General features: G+C 58.9%; 23 protein-coding genes. 22 read left to right on the top strand and 1 reads right to left on the bottom strand.

What is annotated here, in order from left to right; translation table 11 throughout:
* Positions 1 to 20: 20 nt before the first annotated feature.
* Positions 21 to 1,373, bottom strand: a complete 1,353-nt coding sequence (locus L8V01_RS00815; protein WP_269945287.1) for a TIGR01777 family oxidoreductase — start codon at positions 1,371 to 1,373, stop codon at positions 21 to 23.
* A 145-nt stretch (positions 1,374 to 1,518) separates the two neighbouring features.
* Here L8V01_RS00815 and pyrR point away from each other — a divergent pair, with 145 nt between their 5' ends.
* From pyrR to uvrC, 22 genes are all read left to right on the top strand, one after another.
* Positions 1,519 to 2,127, top strand: coding sequence for a bifunctional pyr operon transcriptional regulator/uracil phosphoribosyltransferase PyrR (pyrR, locus tag L8V01_RS00810; protein WP_269945286.1), 609 nt, complete (start codon positions 1,519 to 1,521; stop codon positions 2,125 to 2,127).
* Positions 2,128 to 2,129: 2 nt separating this feature from the next.
* Entirely contained in the window at positions 2,130 to 3,086 is a 957-nt protein-coding gene (locus tag L8V01_RS00805) for an aspartate carbamoyltransferase catalytic subunit (RefSeq protein WP_269945285.1), read from the top strand.
* A 34-nt stretch (positions 3,087 to 3,120) separates the two neighbouring features.
* Positions 3,121 to 4,458 carry a dihydroorotase gene (locus L8V01_RS00800; RefSeq protein WP_269945284.1) on the top strand — a complete coding sequence of 446 codons (1,338 nt, stop codon included), beginning with the start codon at positions 3,121 to 3,123 and terminating at the stop codon, positions 4,456 to 4,458.
* Positions 4,459 to 4,481: 23 nt separating this feature from the next.
* Positions 4,482 to 5,663, top strand: a complete 1,182-nt coding sequence (gene carA / locus L8V01_RS00795; RefSeq protein WP_269945283.1) for a glutamine-hydrolyzing carbamoyl-phosphate synthase small subunit — start codon at positions 4,482 to 4,484, stop codon at positions 5,661 to 5,663.
* A gap of 25 nt (positions 5,664 to 5,688) precedes the next feature.
* Positions 5,689 to 9,030 carry a carbamoyl-phosphate synthase large subunit gene (carB, locus tag L8V01_RS00790; RefSeq protein WP_269945282.1) on the top strand — a complete coding sequence of 1,114 codons (3,342 nt, stop codon included), beginning with the start codon at positions 5,689 to 5,691 and terminating at the stop codon, positions 9,028 to 9,030.
* Positions 9,014 to 9,853, top strand: a complete 840-nt coding sequence (gene pyrF, locus L8V01_RS00785) for an orotidine-5'-phosphate decarboxylase (RefSeq protein WP_269945281.1) — start codon at positions 9,014 to 9,016, stop codon at positions 9,851 to 9,853. Before carB ends, pyrF begins: the two co-directional genes overlap by 17 nt.
* Before the next feature lie 259 nt (positions 9,854 to 10,112).
* Positions 10,113 to 10,433, top strand: a complete 321-nt coding sequence (gene mihF, locus L8V01_RS00780) for an integration host factor, actinobacterial type (protein ID WP_005328460.1) — start codon at positions 10,113 to 10,115, stop codon at positions 10,431 to 10,433.
* An 8-nt stretch (positions 10,434 to 10,441) separates the two neighbouring features.
* Positions 10,442 to 11,011 carry a guanylate kinase gene (gene gmk, locus L8V01_RS00775; RefSeq protein ID WP_269945280.1) on the top strand — a complete coding sequence of 190 codons (570 nt, stop codon included), beginning with the start codon at positions 10,442 to 10,444 and terminating at the stop codon, positions 11,009 to 11,011.
* Between the two features lie 41 nt (positions 11,012 to 11,052).
* Positions 11,053 to 11,355: a DNA-directed RNA polymerase subunit omega gene (rpoZ, locus tag L8V01_RS00770; protein WP_005324891.1), complete on the top strand. Its 303-nt coding sequence runs from the start codon at positions 11,053 to 11,055 to the stop codon at positions 11,353 to 11,355.
* Positions 11,356 to 11,483: 128 nt separating this feature from the next.
* The gene (coaBC, locus tag L8V01_RS00765; RefSeq protein WP_269945279.1) at positions 11,484 to 12,731 is read left to right on the top strand and encodes a bifunctional phosphopantothenoylcysteine decarboxylase/phosphopantothenate--cysteine ligase CoaBC; all 1,248 of its coding nucleotides are present in this window, start codon (positions 11,484 to 11,486) and stop codon (positions 12,729 to 12,731) included.
* Positions 12,732 to 12,840: 109 nt separating this feature from the next.
* On the top strand, positions 12,841 to 14,073 hold the full coding sequence (gene metK, locus L8V01_RS00760) for a methionine adenosyltransferase (RefSeq protein WP_269945278.1): 1,233 nt from the start codon (positions 12,841 to 12,843) through the stop codon (positions 14,071 to 14,073).
* Positions 14,074 to 14,084: 11 nt separating this feature from the next.
* Positions 14,085 to 16,127 carry a primosomal protein N' gene (locus L8V01_RS00755; protein ID WP_269945277.1) on the top strand — a complete coding sequence of 681 codons (2,043 nt, stop codon included), beginning with the start codon at positions 14,085 to 14,087 and terminating at the stop codon, positions 16,125 to 16,127.
* Positions 16,128 to 16,224: 97 nt separating this feature from the next.
* A complete protein-coding gene (def, locus tag L8V01_RS00750) occupies positions 16,225 to 16,737 on the top strand; it encodes a peptide deformylase (protein WP_269945276.1) in 513 nt (170 codons plus the stop codon).
* A 75-nt stretch (positions 16,738 to 16,812) separates the two neighbouring features.
* Complete coding sequence (fmt, locus tag L8V01_RS00745) at positions 16,813 to 17,763, top strand: methionyl-tRNA formyltransferase (RefSeq protein ID WP_269945275.1); 951 nt, start codon at positions 16,813 to 16,815, stop codon at positions 17,761 to 17,763.
* Positions 17,760 to 19,313 (top strand): RsmB/NOP family class I SAM-dependent RNA methyltransferase, encoded by a 1,554-nt coding sequence (locus tag L8V01_RS00740; protein WP_269945274.1) that lies wholly within the window; start codon positions 17,760 to 17,762, stop codon positions 19,311 to 19,313. The genes fmt and L8V01_RS00740 overlap by 4 nt, the downstream gene beginning before the upstream one ends.
* A 19-nt stretch (positions 19,314 to 19,332) precedes the next feature.
* On the top strand, positions 19,333 to 20,001 hold the full coding sequence (gene rpe, locus L8V01_RS00735; protein ID WP_269945273.1) for a ribulose-phosphate 3-epimerase: 669 nt from the start codon (positions 19,333 to 19,335) through the stop codon (positions 19,999 to 20,001).
* Entirely contained in the window at positions 20,001 to 21,023 is a 1,023-nt protein-coding gene (gene ribD, locus L8V01_RS00730) for a bifunctional diaminohydroxyphosphoribosylaminopyrimidine deaminase/5-amino-6-(5-phosphoribosylamino)uracil reductase RibD (RefSeq protein ID WP_269945272.1), read from the top strand. The genes rpe and ribD overlap by 1 nt, the downstream gene beginning before the upstream one ends.
* A gap of 54 nt (positions 21,024 to 21,077) precedes the next feature.
* Positions 21,078 to 21,692, top strand: coding sequence for a riboflavin synthase (locus L8V01_RS00725; RefSeq protein WP_269945271.1), 615 nt, complete (start codon positions 21,078 to 21,080; stop codon positions 21,690 to 21,692).
* A gap of 11 nt (positions 21,693 to 21,703) precedes the next feature.
* Complete coding sequence (locus L8V01_RS00720) at positions 21,704 to 22,963, top strand: bifunctional 3,4-dihydroxy-2-butanone-4-phosphate synthase/GTP cyclohydrolase II (RefSeq protein WP_269945270.1); 1,260 nt, start codon at positions 21,704 to 21,706, stop codon at positions 22,961 to 22,963.
* Positions 22,964 to 22,995: 32 nt separating this feature from the next.
* Positions 22,996 to 23,475, top strand: a complete 480-nt coding sequence (gene ribH, locus L8V01_RS00715) for a 6,7-dimethyl-8-ribityllumazine synthase (protein WP_269945269.1) — start codon at positions 22,996 to 22,998, stop codon at positions 23,473 to 23,475.
* A gap of 74 nt (positions 23,476 to 23,549) precedes the next feature.
* Positions 23,550 to 24,098: a PH domain-containing protein gene (locus tag L8V01_RS00710; RefSeq protein ID WP_269945268.1), complete on the top strand. Its 549-nt coding sequence runs from the start codon at positions 23,550 to 23,552 to the stop codon at positions 24,096 to 24,098.
* 3 nt (positions 24,099 to 24,101) lie between these two features.
* Positions 24,102 to 26,177: an excinuclease ABC subunit UvrC gene (gene uvrC, locus L8V01_RS00705; RefSeq protein WP_269945267.1), complete on the top strand. Its 2,076-nt coding sequence runs from the start codon at positions 24,102 to 24,104 to the stop codon at positions 26,175 to 26,177.
* The last annotated feature ends 27 nt before the right edge of the window (positions 26,178 to 26,204 follow it).

Raw genomic sequence — 26,204 nt, 5'->3', positions numbered from 1 at the left:
TTACCTAAGTTCGGAATCCGCTACTGGGACTGCCATAGGCGCTCGCCGCCGAGTTCGTGGGCGAGGGCAGTATCAATTGTGGGGTAGCGGAACGTATGTCCACTGTTCTGCAGAACCGTGGGGCTTACGCGTTGTTGCGCTAGGGCCAACTCTTGGGCACCTTCCTTGCCCAGCAAGATTGCGGGTCCGAAGGGCGGAACAGGCAGCACGGCCGGGCGGTGCAACTCGGCGCCGAGGGCTTTTACGAAGTCTTTGTTGAGCACCGGGTTAGGCGAGGCCGCATTGACCGGGCCTTCTAGCGAATCGTCTACGATGGCGCGGAAATAGGCATCCGTCAGATCATCGAGGGCGATCCAGCTGAACCAGAACTCACCGTCGCCGAAAGGGCCGCCAAGGCCGGTAGAGAAGAGGGCGCGCAGCAGCGGCAGGAGGCCGGAACCGCCTGACATGGCGATGCCGGTGCGGATATTGACCACGCGGGTGCCCGCGGTGCGGGCGGGCTCGCAGGCGCGTTCCCAGTCGACCACAACGTCTGCGAGGAAGCCCTCGCCAGGTGCGGATTCCTCGGTGAGGACTTCATCGCCGCGGTCGGCTCCGTAGTAGCCCACTGCAGAAGCGCAGACCATGGTGTGGACGGAATCCGTAGTTCCCGCTAGACGGGCAAGGGGCTCGGTGGGGCCAACGCGGGAATCGCGGATGGCGGCCTTGTGCTCGTCATTGAAGCGGCCGAAGATGGGCTCGCCGGCTAGGTGAACAAGAACGTCGACCCCGTGCAAGAGGTCGGGATCGGGATGTTCTGGTCGCCAGGTACGCTGCCCCTTAGTCGCCGTGCCGCGCACGAGCTGGATTACCGTGTGCCCGGTGGTGCGCAGTTGTGCGCTGAGCGCTGTGCCTACGCTGCCGCGCGAGCCGGTCATGGCGATGGTTAGTGGTTGGGTGTTTAAGGAGGCGTCGGCAAGCCGCTGGAGAAAGGAAAAATCCTCAATGAGCTGGTGCTGACGGTAGGCAAAAACCGATTTCAGCGCCGCGGAAGGGATGCGGGTCGAGACTTCATCGCGAACAAGCGTGCCGCTTGGGTGATCCGCAAAGGTGTGATGGTGCTGCCATTTAGCGAATCTGCGGATAGGGGAGTTTACGCAGACGTCGGTGAATTCATAGCCCTCGCGGTATTGGGAAAGCACGTGCTGAGCGGTCCAGCGCAGGCCGCCCGGAAGGCCCAAAATGGAGGTACCATCGCCCAGATTCTCTGCCTGCTGGATGGGCTTCATGAAGGTAAAGGGCGCGTTTAGGCGGGCTAAAGCGCCTTGGCGGGTATGCCACCGCCAGACTTGCTCGCGCGGGGCGGGAACTACGTGTTCAGCGGTGAAACTCACTGGGTGATGCGCCTCCTTCTATATGCCCACACCCAAATGGTGGGGAAGGTGCTAGAGTCTTTTGTGTCTAACAGCATAGACATTTTTGAGACCATCAACCGGCATCCTTTAAAGACCGCACCGTGAGGCGGGGAAGGAGGTCACGATGAGTGGAACTGACGCCACCGCGAACAAGCTAGAGCTTTTAAGCTCCGATGACGTTTCGCGTACCGTTGCACGCATCGCGCACCAGATCATTGAAAAAACGGCGCTCGATTCCGCGGACGCACCGTGGGTCATTCTGCTTGGCATTCCCTCTGGTGGCGTGCCACTTGCACAGCGCCTAGCGCACAAGATTGAAGAATTTTCCGGGGTTGCAGTCCCATGGGGCTCCCTCGATATCACCCTTTACCGCGATGACCTTTTGAATAAGCCGCATCGCGCACTCCAACCGACGACGATTCCCACCGGCGGCATCGATAATGCCACCGTCATTTTGGTTGACGATGTGCTGTATTCCGGCCGCACTATCCGCGCTGCCTTGGATGCGTTGAGCGACGTGGGCCGCCCGGACATTATTCAGCTGGCCGTCCTTGTAGATCGCGGCCACCGCGAGGTTCCTATCCGCGCCGACTATGTGGGTAAGAATCTGCCCACCGCGCGAGAAGAAGATGTCACCGTATACAACAGCGAGATTGACGGCCGCGACGCGGTCGTATTGACCCGAGCCGCCGCAACTACCGATAGAGCCGGCTCCGAAGCGGGGGAGGCATAACCATGAAGCACCTCATCGATATGGCCGAACTGGACAGAAGCGAAATTATCGGTCTGATGGATGAAGCGGATCGCTTCCGCGAGGCCCTCGAAGGCCGCGAGGTAAAGAAGTTGCCGACCCTGCGCGGACGGACTATCTATACCCTCTTTTATGAAAACTCCACCCGCACCCGGTCTTCCTTTGAAACGGCCGGAAAGTGGATGTCTGCGGACGTTATTAATCTGTCTGCCTCCACCTCCTCGGTAAAGAAGGGCGAGTCCCTGAAGGATACGGGCCTTACCTTGGCCGCCATCGGCGCCGATGCTATCATCATGCGCCACCCTTCCTCCGGTGCGCCGCAGCAACTAGCCCAGTGGGTTGCCCCAAATGGTCAGGGCCCTTCAGTGATCAACGCGGGCGATGGCGCGCACCAGCACCCAACGCAGGCGCTGCTCGACGCCGTGACGATGCGCCAGCGCTTGGGCCTGCACAGCGACGAAGGCTTTGCCGGACTGAAGGTAAAGATTGTGGGCGATTGCCTGCACTCGCGCGTCGTGCGCTCCAACGTAGATTTACGCACCACCCTCGGTGCAGAGGTAACCCTCGTTGGCCCCGCCACCCTCATGCCCTTTGGGGTAGAAAATTGGCCGGTGCGCGTGTCCTATGACTTTGATGCAGAAATCGCAGACGCCGACGTCGTCATGATGCTGCGCGTGCAGCAAGAGCGCATGAACGGCGGATTCTTCCCCTCCCACCGCGAGTACGCCAACCTCTTTGGCCTATCCAAGGATCGCGCGGCGGCCATGCACAAAGACGCCATCGTCATGCACCCAGGCCCCATGCTGCGCGGCATGGAGATTAACTATGGCGTCGCTGATTTGGACAAAACTGCGGTCCTGCAGCAGGTGCACAACGGTGTGCACGCCCGCATGGCGGTGCTGTTTACCCTGCTGACCAATGGCGAAAACGCCGGCATCTAAAACCGCGACCCACATTCAACTTTAGGGAGAGACAATGACTACTTACCCGGAAACCGGTCGCCTTTCCGCGCCGGCGGAAGCCCCGCTCGTGATTCGCAATGTGCGCCTGTACGGCGAAGGCGAGCCCACCGATGTCTTGGTCAAGGACGGCATTATTGCTGCCATCGGCGCCACGGCAGAAGCCGAGGACGCACAGGTCATCGACGGCCAGGGCGACGTACTTCTGCCGGGCTTGGTGGATATGCACGTGCACCTGCGCGAGCCCGGCCGTGAGGACACTGAGACCATCGAGACCGGCTCCAAGGCTGCCGCCAAGGGCGGTTTTACCGCCGTGTTCACCATGGCTAATACCAACCCGGTAACCGACCAGCCGATCATCGCTGAGTCCGTATGGGCAAAGTCCCAAGCTTTGGCGCTGTGCGACGTCCACCCGGTGGGCTCCATAACCAAGGGCCTGGAAGGCAAGACCCTTACTGAGTTCGGCATGATGGCCCGCTCGGATGCCAAGGTCCGCATGTTCTCCGATGACGGCAAGTGCGTCCAGGATCCGCAGCTGATGCGTCGCGCCTTGGAATATGCCAAGGGCATGGACGTGCTGCTGGCTCAGCACGCCGAGGATGACCGCATGACCGGCGGTGCTTCTGCCCATGAGGGCGAGACCGCGGCCAAGCTAGGCCTGCGCGGTTGGCCGCGCGTGGCGGAAGAATCCATCGTGGCTCGTGACGCCCTGTTGGCGCGCGACTATGGCAACCGCGTGCACATCTGCCACGCTTCGACCCAGGGCACCGTGGAGCTGCTGAAGTGGGCAAAGGAGCAGGATATTCCGCTCACCGCCGAGGTAACCCCGCACCACCTGTTGATGACCGATGACAAGCTGCGCACCTACGATGGCCTCTTCCGCGTCAACCCGCCGCTGCGCGAAGAGCGCGATACCGCGGCACTGCGCGAGGCGCTGCTCAACGGCACCATCGATTGCGTTGCCACCGACCACGCCCCGCACGGCTCCGAAGACAAGTGCGTGGAATTTGAAAATGCCCGCCCAGGCATGTTGGGCCTGGAATCTTCTTTGGCTGTCATCGCCAAAATCTTCGTCGAGTCCGGGCTGGCCGATTGGCGCTTTGTCGCCCGCGTCATGTCCGAGCGCCCTGCAGAAATTACCCGCCTGCCAGGCCATGGCCGTCCTATCGCAGAAGGCGAGCCAGCTAACTTGACCATTGTGGACCCAGACCACCACTGGGTTTCTGATTCCTCCAAGCTAGCCTCCAAGTCCGAAAACAACCCGTACGCTGGCGAAGAATTTGGTGCCCGCGTTACCTACACCATTTTGCGAGGCGCCGTCACTTTTGACTTGGCAGCCTCCGAAGAAGACTAACCTTGCACACTGAAACCACCTATATGGCAGAGAAAGGCCACGACGTGACTGATAGAACCCCAGCAATCCTCGTTCTCGCGGACGGGCGAACCTTCCGCGGTTATGGCTTTGGCGCCACCGGCACCACCTTGGGCGAGGCCGTATTCACCACGGCGATGACCGGCTACCAGGAAACCATGACGGACCCGTCCTACCACCGCCAGATCGTGGTATCCGCCGCGCCGCACATTGGCAATACCGGTTGGAATGATGAGGACAACGAGTCCCACGGCAACCGTATCTGGGTTGCTGGCCTCGTTATCCGCGACCTTGCACAGCGCGTATCCAACTGGCGCGCAGAGCGCAGCTTGAGCGAAGAGATGGAAAAGCAGGGGGTCATTGGAATCCGCGGCATCGATACCCGCACCTTGGTACGCCACCTGCGCAACTACGGCTCCATCGCCGCCGGCCTGTTCTCCGGTGAAGATGCTCAGCGCCCAGTAGAGGAGCTACTGAAAGAAGTTAAGTCCCAAGACTCCATGGAAGGCGCCGATCTTGCCGCAGAGGTATCGACTGACGAGCCCTACACGATTGAGGCTGTAGGGGAGAAGAAGTACACCGTCGTTGCCTTTGACATGGGCGTTAAGACCGCGACCCCGCGCCACTTTGCTCAGCGCGGAATTGAATCCATCGTCGTGCCAGCTAATACCTCCTTTGACAAGGTGCAGTCTTATAACCCGGATGGCGTCTTCGTCTCCAACGGCCCGGGTGACCCGGCTACTGCTGATGAAATGGTGGGCATTATCAAGCAGGTGCTCGAGGCAAAGATTCCGTTCTTTGGCATCTGCTTTGGCAACCAGCTCTTGGGCCGTGCGCTGGGCTTAGATACCTACAAGATGAAGTTCGGCCACCGCGGCATCAACGTGCCGGTGCGCAATGGTGTAACCGGCAAGATCGACATCACCTCCCAGAATCACGGCTTCGCGCTCAAGGCGCCGGAAAGCTATGACCTAGAGGATAAGGACGCCGAGTTTGCCACCGACTTCGGCCCCGCACAGGTCACCCACATCTGCCTTAATGATGACACCGTTGAGGGCGTGGCACTGCGCAACGGCATGGCCTACTCCGTGCAGTACCACCCGGAATCCGCTGCGGGCCCGCACGATGCCAACCCGCTATTTGATCAGTTTGAAGAACTGATGGCTAACCACACCCCAAATAAGTAGACAACCAGGAAAAGGAAGAATAACTATGCCAAAGCGCAACGACATCAACCACGTCCTGGTCATCGGTTCTGGCCCAATCGTCATCGGCCAGGCCTGCGAGTTCGACTACTCCGGCACCCAGGCTTGCCGCGTGCTCAAGGAAGAGGGCCTGCGCGTAACGCTGGTCAATTCCAATCCGGCCACCATCATGACCGACCCCGAGTTTGCGGATCATACCTACGTCGAGCCTATCGAGCCGGAATACATCGAAAAGATTCTGGTTAAAGAGCGCGAAGAGGGCAATCCCATCGACGCGGTGTTGGCTACCTTGGGCGGTCAGACTGCACTGAACGCCGCAGTTCAGTTAGACCGCCAAGGAATCTTGGACAAGTACGGCATTGAGCTTATCGGTGCCGATATTGACGCCATCGAGCGTGGCGAGGATCGCCAAAAGTTCAAGGATATCGTCGCCTCCATTGGTGGCGAATCCGCCCGCTCCGCCGTGTGCCACAACATGGATGAGGTACACGAGACCGTCGACAAGCTCGGCCTGCCCGTTGTCGTCCGCCCCTCCTTCACCATGGGTGGCTTGGGCTCCGGTCTGGCCTTCAATAATGAGGATCTGGACCGCATCGCCGGCGGCGGCTTGGCCGCATCCCCTGAGGCCAACGTGCTCATTGAGGAATCCATCCTGGGCTGGAAGGAATACGAGCTCGAGCTCATGCGCGATGGCGACGATAACGTCGTAGTTGTTGCCTCCATCGAAAACGTCGACGCCCTAGGCGTGCACACCGGCGATTCCGTCACCGTCGCCCCAGCACTGACCCTGACTGACCGTGAGTACCAGAAGATGCGCGATTTGGGTATCGCGATTATCCGCGGGGTTCGCGTCGATACCGGCGGCTGCAATATCCAGTTCGCGGTAAACCCGGATGACGGCCGCATCATCGTCATCGAGATGAACCCGCGTGTTTCCCGTTCCTCCGCGCTGGCTTCCAAGGCCACGGGTTTCCCGATTGCCAAGTTGGCTGCCAAGCTCGCTATCGGCTACACCTTGGACGAGGTGCAAAACGACATCACCGGCGAGACCAAGGCCGCATTCGAGCCGACCTTGGACTACGTCATTGTCAAGGCCCCACGCTTTGCCTTTGAGAAATTCCCGGGCGCCGATGACACCTTGACCACCACCATGAAATCCGTGGGCGAGGCCATGGGCATCGGCCGCAATTACATCGCCGGCCTCAATAAGGTCATGCGTTCTTTGGAAAACAAGCCGAACGGCTTTTGGACCAAGCCGGATGAGTACTTCGCCGGAGAGCGGGCTACCGATCTGCAGGCGGTGCTCAAGGATCTGGAGCGCCCAACCGAGGGCCGCATGTACGACATCGAGCTGGCGCTTCGCCTCGGCGCTTCTGTAGACGAGGTACACGAGGCCTCCGGCGTTGACCCCTGGTTCATCGCTGAGCTGGCTACATTGGTTGCCTTCCGCCAGGAGCTTATCGACGCCCCAGTGCTCACCGAGGAACTTTTGCGCGAGGCTAAGGTCTTTGGGCTTTCCGACGCCCAGATTGCCGCCCTCCGCCCCGAATTCAACGGCGAAGATGGCGTTCGCAGCCTGCGGTGGCGCATGGGTATCCGCCCCGTGTACAAGACCGTAGATACCTGTGCCGGTGAATTCGAGGCCCAGACCCCGTACCACTACAGCTCCTATGAGCTCGATCCGGATGCCGAGACCGAGGTTCGCCCCGCGCCGGAAGGCTCCAAGGGCAAGGTCATCATTCTGGGCTCCGGCCCTAACCGCATTGGTCAAGGCATCGAGTTTGACTACTCTTGCGTTCACGCGGCCCTTGAGCTCTCGGAGCAGGGCTACGAGACCGTTATGGTCAACTGCAACCCGGAGACCGTCTCCACCGACTACGACACCGCCGACCGTCTCTACTTTGAGCCACTGACCTTCGAGGACGTCATGGAGGTCTACCACGCTGAGGCCGCTTCCGGCGATGTCGCCGGCGTGATTGTCCAGCTGGGTGGCCAGACTCCGCTGGGCCTTGCTGTCCGCTTGGAAGAGGCAGGTGTTCCGGTCGTGGGCACCAGCCCGGCAGCTATCGATTCCGCTGAGGACCGCGGCGAATTCGGCAAGGTCCTCGACGAGGCAGAATTGGCAGCACCGGACTACGGCACCGCCACCTCCTTCGCAGAGGCCCGCGAGGTTGCTTCCTCCATCGGCTACCCGGTACTGGTTCGTCCGTCCTACGTTCTGGGCGGCCGCGGCATGGAGATCGTCTACGACGAAACGGCGTTGGAGGACTACATCGAGCGCGCCACCGAGCTTTCCCCAGACCACCCGGTTCTGGTGGACCGCTTCCTAGACTCCGCCATCGAGATCGACGTGGATGCGCTGTGCGACGGCAACGAGGTCTACCTAGGTGGCGTCATGGAGCACATCGAGGAAGCCGGCATTCACTCTGGCGACTCTTCGTGTGCGCTGCCACCGATGACGCTGGGACCAGAGGATATTGAAAAAGTCCGCGAATCCACCCGCCTGCTGGCGGAGGGCATTGGTGTCAAAGGCCTGATGAATGTGCAGTTCGCCCTGAAGGATGACATCCTCTACGTCATCGAGGCCAACCCACGTGCTTCCCGCACCGTGCCGTTCGTCTCCAAGGCAACCGGTGTGCCGCTTGCCAAGGCGGCCTCCCGCGTCATGATGGGCTCTTCCATTGCGGAGCTTCGCGCTGAGGGGATGATCCCAACTGAGTATGACGGCGGTTCTTTGCCGCTGGAGCACCCGATTGCCGTCAAGGAAGCGGTCTTGCCGTTCAATCGCTTCCGTCGCCCTGATGGCAGCTTGCTTGATACGCTGCTGTCGCCAGAGATGAAGTCCACCGGTGAGGTCATGGGCCTAGCTACTAACTTTGGTGCGGCCTACGCCAAGGGCGAAATCGCGGCCTTTGCCGTGCCGCCTACGGAGGGCACCATTTTCGTATCCGTGGCCAACCGCGACAAGCGCACGCTGATCTTCCCAATTCAACGCTTAGCCCACATGGGCTACAACATCGTCGCTACCGCCGGCACCGCACAGATGCTGCGCCGCAACGGTATCGAGTGCGAGGTTGCTGCCAAGGTTTCCGAGGCCAAGGATGGCGAAGAGTCCATCGTGGATAAGATTTTCAATGGTGAGATCGACTGGATTCTCAACACGCCTGCCGGCTCTGCCGGTGCCCGTCACGATGGCTACGATATCCGCGCCGCGGCCGTGCACATGGAAATCCCACTGGTGACCACCGTGCAAGGTGTAACCGCAGCCGTCCAGGGCATTGAAGCGATGCGCATTGGCAACCTGCAGGTACGTGCGCTCCAGGAGCTTGAGCATGGCCCACAGCACTAAAGGATTTGGCCAGCGCCTCGAAGCGGCGGGACAAGCACGCGGCCGACTTTGCGTGGGCATTGATCCGCACCCATACCTCTTGGAGAAGTGGGGCTTGGAGCCTACAGCGGATGGGCTGCGCAGCTTTAGCATGCGCTGCGTTGAAGCCTTTAGCGATACTGCCGCCCTGGTTAAACCACAGGTTGCCTTCTTCGAGAGATTCGGATCTCGCGGGTTTGCGGTCCTCGAGGACGTGTTGGCTGCCTTGCGCGATGCGGAATGCCTAACCCTCGCAGATGCCAAGCGTGGCGATATCGGATCGACCATGGCCGGATACGCGGATGCATGGCTGGATGAGCAGTCCCCGTTGCGTGCGGATTCGGTGACCGTGTCACCTTATCTGGGCGTCGGCGCACTCGGCCCGGTATTTACTAAGGCAGAAGAAACCGGCCGCGGAATCTTTGTCTTGGCGGCGACCTCCAACCCGGAGGCTCGCGCCATTCAATCGGTCCCGGTAGGCGAGCAGGGCACTATCGCGCAGGCAGTCGTCGATGAATGTGCGGCGTATAACGTATCAGCGCACAAGGCTGGTGTGCCGGGCAACGTGGGAGTAGTGGTTGGCGCTACCTTAGATAATCCGCCCTGCCTAGACGCGCTTAATGGTCCGGTACTCTTGCCCGGCGTAGGCGCCCAGGGGGCCGGCCCAGAACAGGTGCACAACATTGTCTCAGAGTGTCCGTCGCTGGGCTTTGCCAATGTGTCCAGGGCCGTGCTTGAGCAGGGGCCTAGCGTAGCTGACCTGCGTAAAGCCGTCGTGCGAACGGCTGAGGAATTTCAAGGCTAAATGCAGTGGCGTGGCTGATTATAGGCCGCGCCGCTTACCTGGTACTTTGTTTAAGGTATGTGCGGTGACGTGCTAAAATAGGCGTGCTTTTGAACCTTCTAATCGCCACCGTTCAATGAGCAGTGCTAGGATTGCCAGAAGTCGGTTCGCTCGAAGGTTATTGATAACTTTCCGCAGTGTATAAACTGCGTTAGGGAGCCGAAATCTGGTACCAAGTACTAGACGTAACAGAATCAATCTAATGAATCGGAGGAAACCCGTGGCCCTTCCAAAGTTGACTGATGAGCAGCGCAAGGAAGCTCTAGCTAAGGCCGCTGAGGCCCGCAAGGCTCGCGCTGAGCTCAAGGCCGCGCTCAAGCGCGGTGAGACCGACCTGAAGGACGTGCTCGAAAAGGCTGAGACCGATGAGATCATCGGCAAGACCAAGGTTTCTGCACTCCTCGAGGCTCTGCCAAAGGTCGGCAAGGTCAAGGCTAAGGAAATTATGGAGGACCTGGAGATCGCTCAGACCCGTCGCCTGCGCGGCTTGGGTGAGCGTCAGCGTCGTGCGCTTCTTGAGCGCTTCGGCTACGGCGAATAGTCACAACTATGGCCGACGCAACTGCACGCGGGCGCCTCGTCGTATTGGCGGGGCCTTCCGCAGTGGGAAAATCCACCGTAGTTTCGCGTCTGCGCAGTGACGTCGAGGGGCTATATTTCAGCGTGTCTATGACGACGCGCCAGCCCCGCCCAGGGGAGAAGGATGGCGTTGACTATTTCTTCGTTACCCCAGAAGCCTTCCAAGAGCACATAGACGCTGGGGAGATGCTCGAATGGGCTGATATCCACGGTGGCTTACAGCGATCTGGAACACCCGCTCAGCCGGTAGAGGAAGCTTTGGCCGCAGGCCGTCCGGTGCTCGTGGAAGTTGATCTGGCGGGTGCTCGGAGCGTAAAGAAGGCGCTGCCGGAAGCGGACCTGGTCTTTTTGGCGCCCCCGTCTTGGGAAGTACTTGTAGAGCGGCTAACCGGTCGCGGTACTGAGCCGCAAGACGTCATTGACCGTAGGTTGCAAACTGCGCACGAGGAACTAGCCGCACAGGACGAATTCGATCACATTGTTGTGAACGATAATCTGGATGAAGCAGTTACTGCCATTAGTGATATCCTGCGAGCATAGGCCTCCTTTTCTGACCATCTTCAATCAATGTAAAGGTGCATGTGACTAACGTGACCACCCCTTCTAACACTGAAGCCGCAAAGGCGGAGCCAGTATTTGATGATCCGATTGGCATTACCGATCCGCCGATCGATGAGCTTTTGGACAAGGTTTCTTCTAAGTATGCTTTGGTCATCTTTGCCGCAAAGCGTGCACGCCAGATCAATAGCTACTACCAAGAGCAGGATGAAGGTGTCTTCGAGTTCGTAGGCCCACTGGTTACCCCAGAGCCTGGCGAGAAGCCTTTGTCCATCGCGTTGCGCGAGATCGATGCTGGTCTACTTGACCACGAGGAAGGCAAGTAGCAAGCAGCTCGGCTCGCTGAAGCTTTTTAGGCTCCACATGCCGCTAGAGGCATGACTCTCATTATGAGAAAACGTTTAATGGCGGTGTGCGGAGCCTTTCTTTGTATGGGCAGGTACCATCGTGCGATGTGACTGAATTAGATACCTCTCGCAATATTGTAGTGGGCGTTGCTGGCGGCATCGCTGCGTATAAGGCTTGCCACCTCGTGCGCAACTTTAAGGAAGCTGGCGATGACGTGCGGGTGGTGCCCACGGAGAATGCGTTGAACTTTGTTGGCGCAGCTACATTTGAGGCGCTATCTGGCCACCCAGTATCCACGACTGTTTTTGATGCAGTGGATGAGGTCCAACACGTAAATGTGGGGCAGCACGCGGATGCTGTGGTCATAGCTCCCGCTACCGCTGACCTGATTGCAAGGTTGGCTACAGGGCGGGCGGATGACCTGCTCACCGCCACAGTTCTAGTGGCCACCTGCCCAGTGATTATAGCGCCAGCTATGCATACGGAAATGTGGCTCAACCCCGCTACGCAAGATAATGTGGCCACTTTACGGCGCCGCGGGATGACCGTCATAGAGCCCGCACATGGTCGTTTGACGGGCGCGGACTCTGGTCCAGGGCGTCTGCCAGAGCCGGACCAGATTGCAGAGATCGTGCGCACGGAATTGGCGGGATACCGGGTAGAGCATCGGTGGAAGGGCAAAAAGGTGGTCATTTCTGCCGGTGGTACTCGCGAAGAGTTGGATCCCGTGCGCTATTTGGGCAATCGGTCCTCTGGGAGGCAAGGTTTTGCGCTCGCGGAATGGGCTTGTCAGATGGGGGCTGACGTAACCATAGTGGCGGGCAATACAGCCCCGCTCCCGGTGCCCAGCGGTGCGAAGGTGCGCAGTATCATCTCCACACGTGAGCTAGAGCGGGCTATGCGCGAGGAGGCGCGCGATGCGGACGTTGTTATCATGGCCGCAGCCGTCTCTGATTTTCGCCCTGCCGAGGTTGCAGAGTCCAAGATGAAAAAGGGTCTAGCGGATGATGCGCTTTCAACGCTTCACCTCGTGGAGAATCCGGATGTACTAAAAGGGCTCGTCGCTGCACGCGCTCGCGCAGAACTTCCCGCTGAGTGCGTGATCGTAGGATTCGCTGCCGAAACGGGTGATGCCGATAAATCCGCATTAGAGTACGCGCAAGAGAAGTTTGCTCGAAAGGGCTGCGATGTACTCATGGCTAATGAAGTAGGTCGTGATAAGACTTTCGGACAGAAATCCAATGAAGGCTGGATTCTGGGTTCTGGGGTAGAACCGCAACGGGTAGAGCATGGCTCGAAACAGGTGGTGGCCGCTCAAATCTTGGCGGCGGTGAATCAAATGTTGCGGGAGTAGACAACTAAAATTGCATTTATAGACCGCTTGGTCTAGGCTTACGTGGTATTAGGCTTGGGCGTAGAAAACCCACAGCATCGAACCAATAGTGCGAACAAAGGAAGTTTTTGTGACTGATAACGCTGTAGTGGCAACTCGTCTTTTTACCAGCGAGTCCGTTACGGAAGGCCATCCCGACAAGATTTGTGACGCCATTTCTGACGCCATCCTTGATGCCTTGCTGGAAAAGGATCCTCAATCCCGTGTCGCCGTGGAAACCCTGGTGACTACGGGACAGGTTCACGTGGTGGGCGAGGTACGCACCGAAGCATATGTAGAAATCCCAGCCCTCGTGCGCAATACCCTGAAGTCCATCGGCTTTACTTCTTCAGAGGTTGGCTTCGACGGTAATACCTGTGGCGTCAACATTGCCATTGGCGAGCAATCCCAGGAGATCGGCGCCGGCGTAGATCACTCCACCGAGGCTCGCGCCCAAGGCGAAGATTATGATGAGGAAAACGATACCGCTGGTGCCGGCGACCAAGGGCTGATGTTCGGCTACGCTTCAAATGAAACCGCCGAATACATGCCGCTGCCTATTGCTTTGGCACACCGGTTGTCTCGTCGCCTGACACAAGTACGCAAGGAAGGCATTGTCGATCACCTGCGTCCGGACGGAAAAACCCAGGTTACCTTTGCCTACACCGATGATAATGAGCCTTCCCACCTAGATACTGTGGTTATCTCCACGCAGCACGATACCGAGGTCGATAGCGCTTGGCTCGAAGGACCTCTGCGCAGCGAGGTTCTGGAATGGGTTATCAAAGATGCGGGCTTGGAAAAGTACTACACCAAGGACACAAACCTGCTGGTGAACCCTTCCGGTTCCTTCATTCTCGGTGGCCCGATGGGAGATGCTGGGTTAACCGGACGCAAGATTATCGTTGATACCTATGGTGGCATGGCCCGTCACGGCGGCGGTGCTTTCTCCGGCAAGGATCCCAGCAAGGTGGATCGCTCCGCAGCATACGCCATGCGGTGGGTGGCAAAGAATATCGTCGCCGCTGGGCTAGCTGACCGCGCCGAGGTACAGGTTGCATACGCAATTGGTCGTGCAAAGCCGGTTGGTTTGTACGTCGAGACCTTCGGTACCGCTAAGGAAGGGTTGAGCGATGCGAATATTCAAGCTGCGGTAAATGAGGTTTTTGACCTGCGACCTGCAGCTATCATTCGCGAGCTGGATCTGCTTCGCCCCATTTATGCCCAAACTGCGGCCTATGGCCACTTTGGCCGTACCGATGTTGAACTGCCGTGGGAGCAGTTGAACCGAGTAGAAGCGTTGCGCGCTGCCGCCGGCCTGTAGAATCGAGGCCTATGCCAAAGAAAACACCCGCCACCCGGAAACCGGTTGCGCGGGTGTTGCCGCTTTTGGGGGTCGCGCACCTTGACCGGGGCTTTGATTACCTCGTAGAAGAGGCGGATTCGGAGGAAGTACAACCGGGGATTAAGGTGCGCATCCGTTTCAATGGACGCTTGGTTGATGCCGTGGTCCTAGAACGGCTGCATGACTCTGAATTTGGCGGCAACCTGCGTTTTATCGAGCGCATCATCTCACCCTTCCAGGTTTATCCGCCGCAGCTGGTTCGGCTTGTTGACGCCCTTGCTGACCGTTACGGCGGGGTTCGCTCGGACATTATCCGCTCAGCTATCCCACCCCGGCATGCGAAGGCAGAAGAATCCGATCTGCAGACCCCCTGGGAAGAGCTCGGCACCACGAGTGAGCCTGACCTTTCCGGATGGTCGGCCTACCAGCATGGTGAGGCATTCGTAGACTCGATCTTGGCCGGAAAGCTCGCCCGAGCCGCATGGCAGATTGCCCCGGGGGATGACTGGGCACATGCCTTGGCGGCCCTGGCAGCAAAGGTGGCGCTAGGAGGAGGCGGCGTCCTCCTAGTGGCTCCGGATCAGAAAACCATCGACGCCCTAGAAGCAGCCCTGCGCCAGATTCTAGGGGCAAAGCAGATTACCGTACTGAGCAATAGTATGGGCCCGCAGGCGCGCTACCGGCGTTACCTCTCCGCGCTGGTGGGCCAGGCGCGCGTGGTCATTGGGACACGGTCCGCGGCTTTCGCACCAGTCAAAGACCTGCAGCTGGCGGTGATTCTAGATGACGGCAACGATAATCTGGTGGATAACCTCAAACCATATGTTCACGCCAGAGAAGTGCTGACCACCCGCTCGGCTTTTGAAGGCTGCAGTATGATCTTGGCCAATCATTCCCGCACTGCGGAAACCCAACTTCTTGTGGAATCGGGGTGGGCCCACGATGTGGTGGCTAGCGCGAATACGATCGCTGCTCGGTGCCCGGCCATCGAGGCCGTCGGATCGTTTGGGCTATCGATTGCCCGCGATTTACACGGCGGGACCACCTCGGTGCAAGCCCAAGCCTTCCAAGCCGCGCATCAAGCGCTGGATCGTGGGGAACCAGTATTGGTTCAAGTGCCGCGTAAGGGCTACGCGCCCATTTTGGCGTGCGGTCAGTGTAGGGCCCCGGCGCGTTGCCGCCACTGCAATGGGCCATTGGGGCTGCCGCCGAAAGGGACGTCGGCAAGCGAAGGCGGTGCGGAAGAAGCCGGAATGCCTACCTGCCGGTGGTGTGGGCGCATCGAGGCGCGGCATCGGTGTGCTGAATGCGGTTCCCCACGCTTGCGGGCCATCGTCTTAGGCTCCGAGCGCACCGCTGAGGAGTTAGGGCGTGCCTTTCCCAATACCCGCGTGGTGGTCTCGGGCGGGAACAAGGTGCTTGATGCGGTAGAGAATTCCCCGGCTCTAGTCATTGCCACCCCGGGCGCTGAACCGAGGGTAAAGGCCGGCGCGTATGGCGCAGCACTGCTTTTGGACGCAGGGGCGTTGCTAAACCGGCAGGACCTCCGCGCCACGGAGGACACTCTTGCAAAATGGGCACAGGCGGCGACGCTGGTGCAGCCGCGTTTCAAGGGCGGTCGAATTATTGTGGCCGCGGATGAATCCCTCAGCGTGGTTCAGCACTTTCTCCGGTGGGATATGGTGGGCGCGGCCGCAACTGAGCTTGCCGCCCGACGCGAAGTGCGCTTTCCGCCGGCGGTGCACTTCGCGGCTATCGACGGCGCAGATGCCTCGCTTGATGGCTTCGCAAGTTTAGTGGATTTACCAGAGCATGCGGAAGTACTAGGCCCAGTTCCGCTTCCACAAGGCCAGACCCTGCCCGGTGAGTACGATAGCCAGCGCTTTGGCCCACCACAGCGATTGGTCATCCGCACACCGCTGGGGCCTCGTTCGCAATTGGGGCGTGCATTGCGCAGCGCGAACGCGGCGCGAAGTGCGCGCAAAGATGACTTGCCGCTGCGGATTATGGTTGACCCCATCCATGTTGGATAGCCGCATCGGACGGGAGAATAGAATGCGCTAGTCTCAGCGGGGAAGAAGCTTGTACCTATGGGCTTGAACTCGGTGCCATCAGAAAGGTTTGATTGCCATGTCTCCTCGAGAAATCCGTATCTACGGCGACCCCGTATTGGGCACGCGCGCCGAAGAAGTCACCACTTTTGATGCCAGCCTGCGTACTTTGGCGGGCGACATGCTCGAAACCATGGACAATGCAGGGGGAGTAGGGCTTGCGGCAAACCAAGTGGGCATTGTGAAACGCATTTTTGTCTATGACTGCTCGCATACTCAATCAGGCCTTCGCGGCGCGATTGTCAACCCAGTATGGACACCCGTAGGTACGCAGGAACAAACGGGGCCGGAGGGATGCCTATCCATTCCGGGAATTAGCGCGGAAACCACTCGATACAATCAGGTTTTTGTCTCTGGCCAGGATATTGAGGGGCGCCCTATGTCAATGGTGGATTCCGGCCTCATGGCTCGATGCATTCAGCATGAGACAGACCACCTCGATGGCGTGCTCTTCCTACAACGCCTTGAGGCTGCGGTACGCAAAGACGCCCTGCGGGCCATCCGTGAATCCGCATGGTTTAACGCCTCCTAGCCCACACGCTATAGCTAAGGCGTCGTGGCGTTGTAGCCTAGTACTTTGAACAACACTTAGAGGAGAGTTTTCCGCATGCGGATCATTTTTGCCGGTACCCCGGAGCCAGCAGTTGTGGCCTTAGAAAAGCTACTTGCTTCGTCGCACGAGGTGGTGGCGGTAATCACCCGCCCAGATGCCAAGAGGGGCCGTGGCCGCACCCTTCACCCAAGCCCGGTGAAGGCGGTGGCTCAAGAACATGGAATCGAGGTACTAACCCCAGCTACCTTGCGGCCTGACTCAGAGGACGGGCAAGCGTTGCGCACCCGTCTGCGGGAGCTGGAACCGGAAGCAATTCCGGTGGTCGCATACGGCAATCTGGTAACTAGGGACCTGCTGGATCTCCCACAGCATGGCTGGGTAAACCTGCACTTTTCCCTGCTTCCTGCATGGCGCGGTGCGGCACCGGTGCAGGCTGCCATTGCCGCCGGGGATGAGGTTACTGGCGCATCCACTTTCCGGATCGAAGAAGGCCTCGATACGGGCCCAGTGCTGGGCACCGTGACGGAAGAAATCAAACCGACCGATACTGCCGACGACCTTCTGACCCGGCTTGCCTATTCCGGCGGTGACTTGCTTGTTGCCACTATGGACGGCCTGGCAAATGGCGAACTGGAAGCTCGGCGGCAACAGGGGGAGGCCACTTATGCCCCGAAGATCGCGTCCGCTCAGGCGCGGGTGGAATGGTCGCAGCCTGCCTTTGCCATTGACCGGCATATTCGCGCCCATACCCCAGGCCCCGGCGCGTGGACCATGTGGGGAAACTCCCGAGTGAAGATTGGGCCAGTTAGCCAACTAGAAGATGCGGCCGCTGCGCCGGAGCAATTAGAGCCTGGGCAGCTGCATATTGCGAAAAACGCCGTTTATGTTGGTACCGGCATGCAGCCGGTGCGTCTGGGTAAAATCCAGCCTCCGGGGAAGAAGATGATGAATGCGGCTGATTGGGCGCGCGGTCTAGGCAAGGATGCTGAGGTGACGTTTCAGTGAGTGGTGGTTTCCGTTCCCGTAGTAAATCCGGTGATAAGACCCCGGAGGGAAAGCCCCGGGCTTCCCGGACCACGGGTGGTGCGAAGAATCGGGGTGGGCGCCCGCAGCGGCCGCAACGCGGTGCCCGTAGCGGGCACCCGCGGGGCCGACAGGCAAACGCAAATACTCAGCGATCTGGGAAGCGTCAGGAAGCTGGCTTGATTCAAGCCGCGTTGGCTGCCGGGGTAGATGCGCCGCGTGCGGTGGCCTTTGACGTGGTGCGCAAGGTAAGCGATGACGATGCTTTTGCCAACCTGATCTTGCCCAAGGCATTGCGAAAGCAGAAGCTTAAGGGACGCGACGCCGCGTTTGCCACCGAAATCACCTATGGGACGCTACGCACCCTTGGCGTGGTGGATGCGGTCATCGCCGAATGCTCTTCACGCGCCTTAGAGGCCATCTCCCCAGCCGTAGTTGATGCTCTGCGTTTGGGGGCATACCAAGTTCTCTATACCCGAGTGGAGGCGCATGCGGCCGTTGATACCACCGTCCGCTTGGTGGAAGCTGCCGGTGAGGTTAAAGCCAAAGGCTTTGCAAATGGCATTATGCGCACCATTACGCGGACGCCGGCTAAGAGCTGGCTGGAAAAACTGGCGCCGCAGGGCGAAATCGCGGCTATCGCTTTCAAGCATGCCCACCCCACGTGGATCGCGGAATCGTTTAGTCGCGTGCTGGGGCTAGGAGAGCTGGAGGCTGCCCTAGCCGCGGACTCGGACCGCCCCACAGTGCATCTAGTAGCCCGTCCCGGGGAAATCTCAGCCGAGGAATTAGCGCTGATGACCGGCAATGAGGAAGGGCGCTACTCTCCCTATGCCGTGTACATGGAGTCTGGGGACCCAGGCCAATTGGAGCCTGTTCGCCAAGGATTGGCTGCCGTGCAGGATGAAGGCTCGCAGCTCATCGCCCGCGCGGTTTGCGAGGCACCCGTTGAGGGCGAGGACACTGGCCGGTGGCTGGATCTTTGCGCCGGTCCCGGTGGTAAGGCTGCTTTGATGGGGGCGCTCGCTCGCATAGATTCCGCGCACGTGGATGCGGTGGAAGTCTCGCCGCATCGTGCACGGCTGATTGAAAAGACCGTAAGTGATCTGCCCGTTGATGTCCACGTGGCCGATGGTCGCGATCCCGGTGTGGGAGAGGGCTTTGACCGCGTGCTTGTCGATGCCCCTTGTTCCGGCCTCGGCGCTCTTCGTCGCCGGCCTGAGGCACGGTGGCGCAAATCCGAGTCCGATATAGCTGAGCTTAATCGGCTGCAATTTGAGCTCCTATCCTCCGCATTAAATCTCGTGCGCCCAGGTGGTGTGGTCATATATTCCACGTGCTCGCCAGATTTGCGCGAGACCCGCGCCATCGTAGACCGTGCGTTAAGCGAGCTCGGTACTACAGAACTGGACGCTCACGCCCTTATTCCCGATATGGGCGATGTTGGGCGCGAGAAATCCGTACAGATGTGGCCGCACCGGCATGGAACCGATGCGATGTTCTTTGCTGCTTTACGGCGGGGCAAGGACTAATCGCGATAGACTGGTGTGCATGTCTGCACCGATTATTTCCCCCTCTATTCTGGCAGCCGATTTTTCTCGCTTGGGAGAACAACTAGCGGCGATTGAATCGGCCGATTGGGTCCACGTGGACATTATGGACGGGCATTTCGTGCCTAACCTGTCTTTTGGCCCAGATATTACGTCTACGGTGCATCGAGTCACCGACAAGCCGCTAGACGTGCATTTGATGATCGAGGAACCAGAAAAATGGATCGAGACTTATGCCAAGGCGGGCGCGCACACCATAATTTTCCATGTTGAGGCCGTTGCCGATGAACAGGCCGCGGTGGAGCTTGCCCAGCGCATTCGCGATTTGGGCGTGCGTGCGGCCTTTTCCATAAAGCCTGGTACTGCCATCGAGCCATGGCTGGATAAGCTGCATCATTTCGATGAGGTGCTGGTTATGTCCGTGGAGCCTGGGTTCGGCGGACAGAAGTTCATGCCGGAGATGCTAGAGAAGGTGCGGGTTCTTCGCCGCAGCATCGATGAGCAAAAGCTTGATACGGTCATCGAAATCGATGGCGGTATCTCGCTTGAAACTATTGCTGTAGCAGCAGAAGCTGGCTGTGATGCATTTGTGGCAGGTTCTGCCGTGTTTAAGGCAGAAGATCCAGCAACCGCCGTGGACGAGTTGCGCACAGAGGCGGCGGGTGCCTAGTGGGCGCTGCGCTAGAAGACGACACGATTTCCGCCGCGCTTGACCGCGCTATGGCCGCAGGTGCAGAGGTACGCGGCACCACGAGTCCGAATCCACCGGTAGGCGCGGTCATCGTGTCCGCGGCCGGAGAGGTTGCGGGAGTCGGAGCTACCCAACCGGTGGGCGGTGCGCATGCTGAGGTCATGGCGCTGCGCGCTGCGGGTGAGAAGTCTCGCGGTGGCACGGCCGTTGTTACCTTGGAACCCTGTGCGCATACCGGCCGAACGGGCCCATGTACGCAGGCGCTTATCGATGCCGGTGTGGCTCGCGTGTATTACCTACATTCGGACCCTACCTCGCAGGCCGCTGGTGGGGCACGCGCCCTAGCGGAGGCCGGGGTGGACGTCATCAAGCTGGAAAAGCCCCCACAAGTTGAAGACGCGTTGGTGCCATGGCTGTGGGCCATGCGCACCCGCAGGCCGCATATAACGCTTAAATTTGCCCAGAGCCTCGACGGTTTTACGGCCGCCGCCGATGGAACTAGCCAATGGATTACCGGCGAAGCCGCGCGCGACTGGGTGCATGCCGATAGAGAACGGCGCGATGCCATCGTCGTGGGCACCGGTACGGCGCTAGCCGATAATCCCTCGCTTACTGCGCGCTTTAGAAATGGCAGCCTGCGCGAGCACCAGCCGCGCCGTGTGGTTATAGGCAAGCGCGATTTGAAATCCGCAGGTGATGCAGCAAGTAACCTGCGTGAGTTGGGCTACGAGCAGTACGAGAGCATCGATGAAGCATTGTATGAGCTCTATGCGAGTGGTGCCCGTGACGTCCTCGTGGAAGGTGGTGCCGGTCTTGCCAGCAGTTTCCTCAAGGCCGATTTGGTCGATGCCATCTCTGCTTATATTGCGCCCGTATTGCTTGGCGAGGGCCGCGGAGTACTAGCTCATCCGGTGACGCAAACGCTTAAAGAGGCCACCCGGTTCCAGCGTGTGGGAATGAAGCCGTTGGGTGACGATGTTCTTATTGAATATGTGCGCTAGGCACTTGGATTAGTAAATACTTAAATATCGGATTTCTGAGCAGAAAGGATGCATGTGTTTACTGGGCTGGTACAAGAATTGGGCACCGTCGCGGCAATGGAACCCCACGCCGATGCACTGCGGTTGAGCATCCGCGCCCCGCGCACCGTTGCGGCAGCCGAATTGGGTGACTCTATTGCTATCAACGGAGTCTGCCTTACGGTGACTGACCTTTCGGGGGAGGTATTTTGCGCGGATGTGATGCAAGAATCCCTCGACCGTACGGCGCTGGGACGTCTCTCCACGGGCACTGCAGTCAACGTGGAACCGGCGTTACTGCCCACAACCCGATTGGGCGGCCACATCATGCAGGGCCATGTGGATGGTACCGCCACGCTCCTGACCCGTACCTCGTCAGAGAATTGGGATGTGCTGCGTTTTAGCTTGCCTGCCGATCTTGCCCGCTACGTTGTAGAAAAGGGCTCCATTGCCGTAAGTGGTACCTCGTTAACCGTGAGCGCCGTGGGCTCAGATTGGTTCGAGGTGTCCCTGATTCCCACAACTTTGCGGGAAACCATCCATGGCACATTGCCAGAGGGAGGAGAAGTAAACCTAGAGGTGGATGTGTTGGCTAAGTACGTGGAAAAGATGCTTCACCCCGAAGCTTTACCCCCTGAAGCTAAGGACTAGACTGCTACCTTATGAGCGCGAGTGATAATTGCATCCGTCTGGATTCCATCGACCAAGCCATTGCGGATATCGCCGCTGGTAAGCCGGTAGTTGTTATCGATGACGAGGATCGCGAGAATGAAGGCGATCTGATTTTCGCCGCTGAGCTAGCCACCCCGGAACTCGTTGCCTTTATGGTGCGCTATTCCTCCGGATACATCTGTGCACCCTTGTTGCCAGAGGATTGCAATCGCCTGAACCTACCGCCGATGCTGGCCGTCAATCAGGATATACGCGGCACCGCATATACGGTTACTGTTGATGCAGCCACGGGCAGTACCGGCATTTCTGCTACCTCGCGGGCGGAGACCATACGCCGCCTAGCCGATCCCAGCACGACTCCCAGTGAATTCACCCGCCCCGGTCACGTAGTGCCCCTATGCGCCCGTCCTGGTGGGGTGTTGGAACGTGATGGGCATACAGAAGCCTCTATCGATCTTGCGCGGTTGGCGGGCTTGCGCCCAGCCGGCGTGCTGTGCGAGATAGTCTCTGAGGAGGATCCAACCGATATGGCGCGTTCCCCGGAGCTGCGCCGCTTTGCCGATAAACATGGCCTTTCCATGATTTCTATTGCGCAGCTCATCGAATGGCGCCGCCGGCACGAGACTCAAATAACTCGCCAGGTCAGTACGCACCTGCCTACCGAATATGGCGATTTCACAGCGATTGGCTACCGCCACGACATAGATGGGCAGGAGCACGTTGCGCTTGTTGCAGGTGATCCTTCCCAGTTGCGTGGCGCCCGTGACGTATTAGTGCGCGTGCATTCCGAATGCCTGACCGGGGATGCTTTTGGTTCTCGCCGCTGCGATTGCGGCCCACAGCTGCACGAGTCCATGCGCCGTATTAGCCAAGCAGGCAGTGGCATCATTATTTACTTGCGCGGCCAGGAAGGCCGGGGGATCGGACTGCTGCATAAGCTGGAGGCCTACCGGCTGCAGGACGCTGGAATGGATACGGTCGATGCCAATTTAGAGCAAGGGCTTCCTGAAGATGCCCGAGAGTACTCCGTGGCCGGCCAAATTCTCCGGGACCTCGGGGTTGAATCAGCAAACCTGCTTACCAATAATCCGCACAAGGGCGAGGGGCTGAGCGGCTTTGGTGTAGATGCTAGCCAGCATACCGCTCTAGCAACCCCGGCAAACGCGGACAATATTGAATACCTGCGGACAAAGCGCGATCGTATGGGCCATACGCTGCCGCAGGTAGCGCAGTGGGATGCGGAGCATTAATACAACAACGACACCCGAGCGAAAGGAACCCGATGAGTAAAGAAGGCTTGCCCGATATTGCCCAGGTAGATGGCAGTGGGCTGCGCGTTGCCGTGGTGACTGCCACGTGGAACGCGGAAATTTGCGATCAGCTCCATGCCCAGGCGGTGCAGACCGCCAAAGACAATGGTGCCGAGGTTGACGAGTACCGGGTCGTGGGGGCGCTGGAACTAGGCGTCGTCGTTCAGGCAGCCGCTCGCGCTTACGATGCTGTGGTGGCGTTGGGCTGTGTCATTCGTGGCGGTACGCCGCACTTTGACTATGTGTGCGATTCGGTCACCCAGGCACTGACTCGCATCGCACTTGATGAATCCACCCCTGTTGCAAATGGTGTCCTGACCGTCAATGACCAACAGCAGGCGGTTGATCGGGCCGGCTTTGCAGATGCGGTAGAAAACAAGGGCGCAGAGGCTATGATTGCGGCTTTAGATACCGCCCTCCAGTTGCGTAGACTAAACGCAGTAGAAAAGTAACCTTCAGCGATGCGTCAGCGCCCTGTGACCCAATAACGGTTGGCACGCAGGGAGCGCCCCAGAGGAGTATGTAAATGAACGAGGCGCAGGCCCCAAAGAATCCGCAGCAGCGCCGCCAGCTTAGCGACGCCGAAGTATTGGCCTATACCAGTGCCGATCCCTTCGCCCAGACCAGCTCCAAGCCATGGGAGTACACGGCGACCTCTTCCTTTTTGCGCAAGGTTGCTATCGGCTGGGTCATCCTCGTGATGGCCATCCATATTTTTATGGGTGTGACCTTGGGGGTGTCCTTTACCGGAGCGCACGTAACCACAATCGATAAATTCGCTTTCCCCGGCGTCGGAGTTTTGATTTCCGTCTTGTCATGGATTGCCCTTAACCGCCCACGCCTGCGCGCCAATGAGGATGGGGTAGAAGTCCGCAATATTGTGGGCACTCGCTTCTATCCGTGGCAGGTAGTCTATGGACTTTCCTTTCCCGTAGGCCAGCGCATGGCCCGCCTGGAACTGCCTGAATTCGAGTTCGTGCCCGTCTGGGCGCTGCAATCCGGTGATAAGGACTCGGTCATCGATAAGGTTCGCCGCTTCCGCGACGTGGAAGCCAAGTACATGCCACAGGACTAAAAATTGGCCGATCCCACTACCTACCGTCCGGCTCCAGGGACCATCCCAACGGATCCGGGTGTATATAAATTCCGCGATGAAAACCGCCGCGTTATTTACGTAGGCAAAGCCAAGAACCTTCGCGCTCGGCTGTCCAACTATTTTCAGGACATCACCCAGCTGCACCCGCGCACGCGCCAGATGGTGCTTACCGCCAACTCCGTGGAATGGACGGTCGTGGCAAGCGAGGTGGAAGCCTTGCAGTTGGAGTACACGTGGATCAAGCGCTTTGATCCGCACTTCAACGTCATGTACCGCGATGATAAAACCTATCCTATGCTCGCGGTTTCGGTTGGGGAGACAGTGCCGCGCGCCTTCTTCTACCGTGGTCCCCGCCGGAAAGGTGTGCGCTACTTCGGCCCTTATTCTCATGCTTGGGCGGTCCGCGAGACTTTGGATCTACTCACCCGAGTCTTTCCCATGCGCACCTGCTCCAAGGGCGTTTATAACCGGCACGAGCGGCTCGGACGCCCGTGCCTGCTGGGATATATCGGCAAATGCGACGCCCCATGCATAGGCAGGGTAAGCAAGGACGAGCACCGCGAAATCGTCAATGACCTCGTTTCCTTTATGAACGGAAATACCGGTTCAGTGCGCCGCAAACTCACCCAGGACATGGAACAGGCTGCTGAAGGGCTAGAGTTCGAACGCGCAGCACGTCTGCGCGATGATTTAGGTGCTATCGACAAGATCATGGAACAGCAGGCCGTGGTCTTTACCGACGGTACCGATGCCGATCTCATAGCCTTTAACTCTGATGAACTTGAAGCAGCAGTACAGATTTTCCACGTTCGCGATGGCCGGATCCGCGGCCAGCGCGGGTGGGTGGTCGAGCGCGCCGGAGACCAAGCCAGCTCAGAACCGCTGGAAGACGGACAGCCCGATCCAGCGCTGCCCGCATTGGTACAGAATTTCCTCATCCAGTTCTATTCGGATGCTGTGGAGCGCGAGCAGCAAGAAGCACGCGAGGATGCGGCGTTAGCGGCAGACGTTAAACGGCGCGGGGTCGATCAAGAATCGCACATGAAGTCGCGGCGAGTACAGGTAATTCCGCCGCAGATTCTGGTCCAAGCCATGCCGGATGAACCAGAGCAGGTTGTTGCCCTTTTGGAAGAATTACGCGGGGCCAAGGTGGATCTGCGCGTGCCCCAGCGTGGCGATAAGAAGCAGTTAATGGCCACGGTGGAAAAGAATGCCAAGGAGCAGTTGCGGCAACATAAGCTAAAGCGGGTGGGAGATCTCACCGCTCGCTCTGCGGCGTTGCAAGATATTCAAGAAGCTCTTGGCATGGAGCAAGCTCCATTGCGCATTGAGTGTACCGATATTTCCCATATCCAAGGCACGGATGTGGTTGCCTCCTTGGTGGTTTTTGAAGACGGATTGCCTAAGAAGTCGGACTATAGGCGTTACCGAATTAAAGAGGCGGCTGGAGATGGCCGTTCAGATGACGTCGGCTCTATTGCAGAGATAACCCGCCGCCGGTTCAAACGTCATAATCAAGATAAGCTGGCCCACCCGGATGAGGAGGTAGAAGAGTCTTCCTTTGCGGAGGAGAAGGTGGCAGAAGAATCGGCCGAAGCTGGTCGCCGCTTTGCGTATCCACCGCAGCTTTTCATCGTTGACGGTGGTGCGCCCCAGGTGGCTGCGGCCCAAGAGGTCTTTGACGAGCTGGGCATTGTGGATGTGACTTTGGTCGGCTTGGCCAAGCGCCTTGAAGAAATCTGGGTGCCAGGCGATGATGAGCCGGTGATTTTGCCGCGAAATTCGCAAGCGCTCTTCCTCTTGCAGCAAATCCGTGATGAAGCGCACCGCTTTGCCATTACTTATCACCGGCAGCAGCGCTCTAAGCGGATGCGTGCCTCGGTGCTTGATTCCGTGCCGGGATTGGGCCCGCAACGCCGCACGGATTTGGTCAAGCACTTTGGCTCGGTGAAAAAGCTCAAGGCAGCCAGCGTTGAGGAGATCTGTGAGGTCAATGGATTTGGCCCGAAGCTGGCCCAGACCGTGTACGAGAGCTTGCACGATCCTGTGGGTAAGTAAGAGACGCACTCCTAGAATAGGAAAATC

The sequence above is a fragment of the Corynebacterium curieae genome, from assembly GCF_027570035.1.
In the GTDB taxonomy this organism is placed as follows: domain Bacteria; phylum Actinomycetota; class Actinomycetes; order Mycobacteriales; family Mycobacteriaceae; genus Corynebacterium; species Corynebacterium curieae.
Note: the sequence above shows the minus strand (reverse complement) of the source record. Positions and strands in the feature narration are given on the sequence as shown.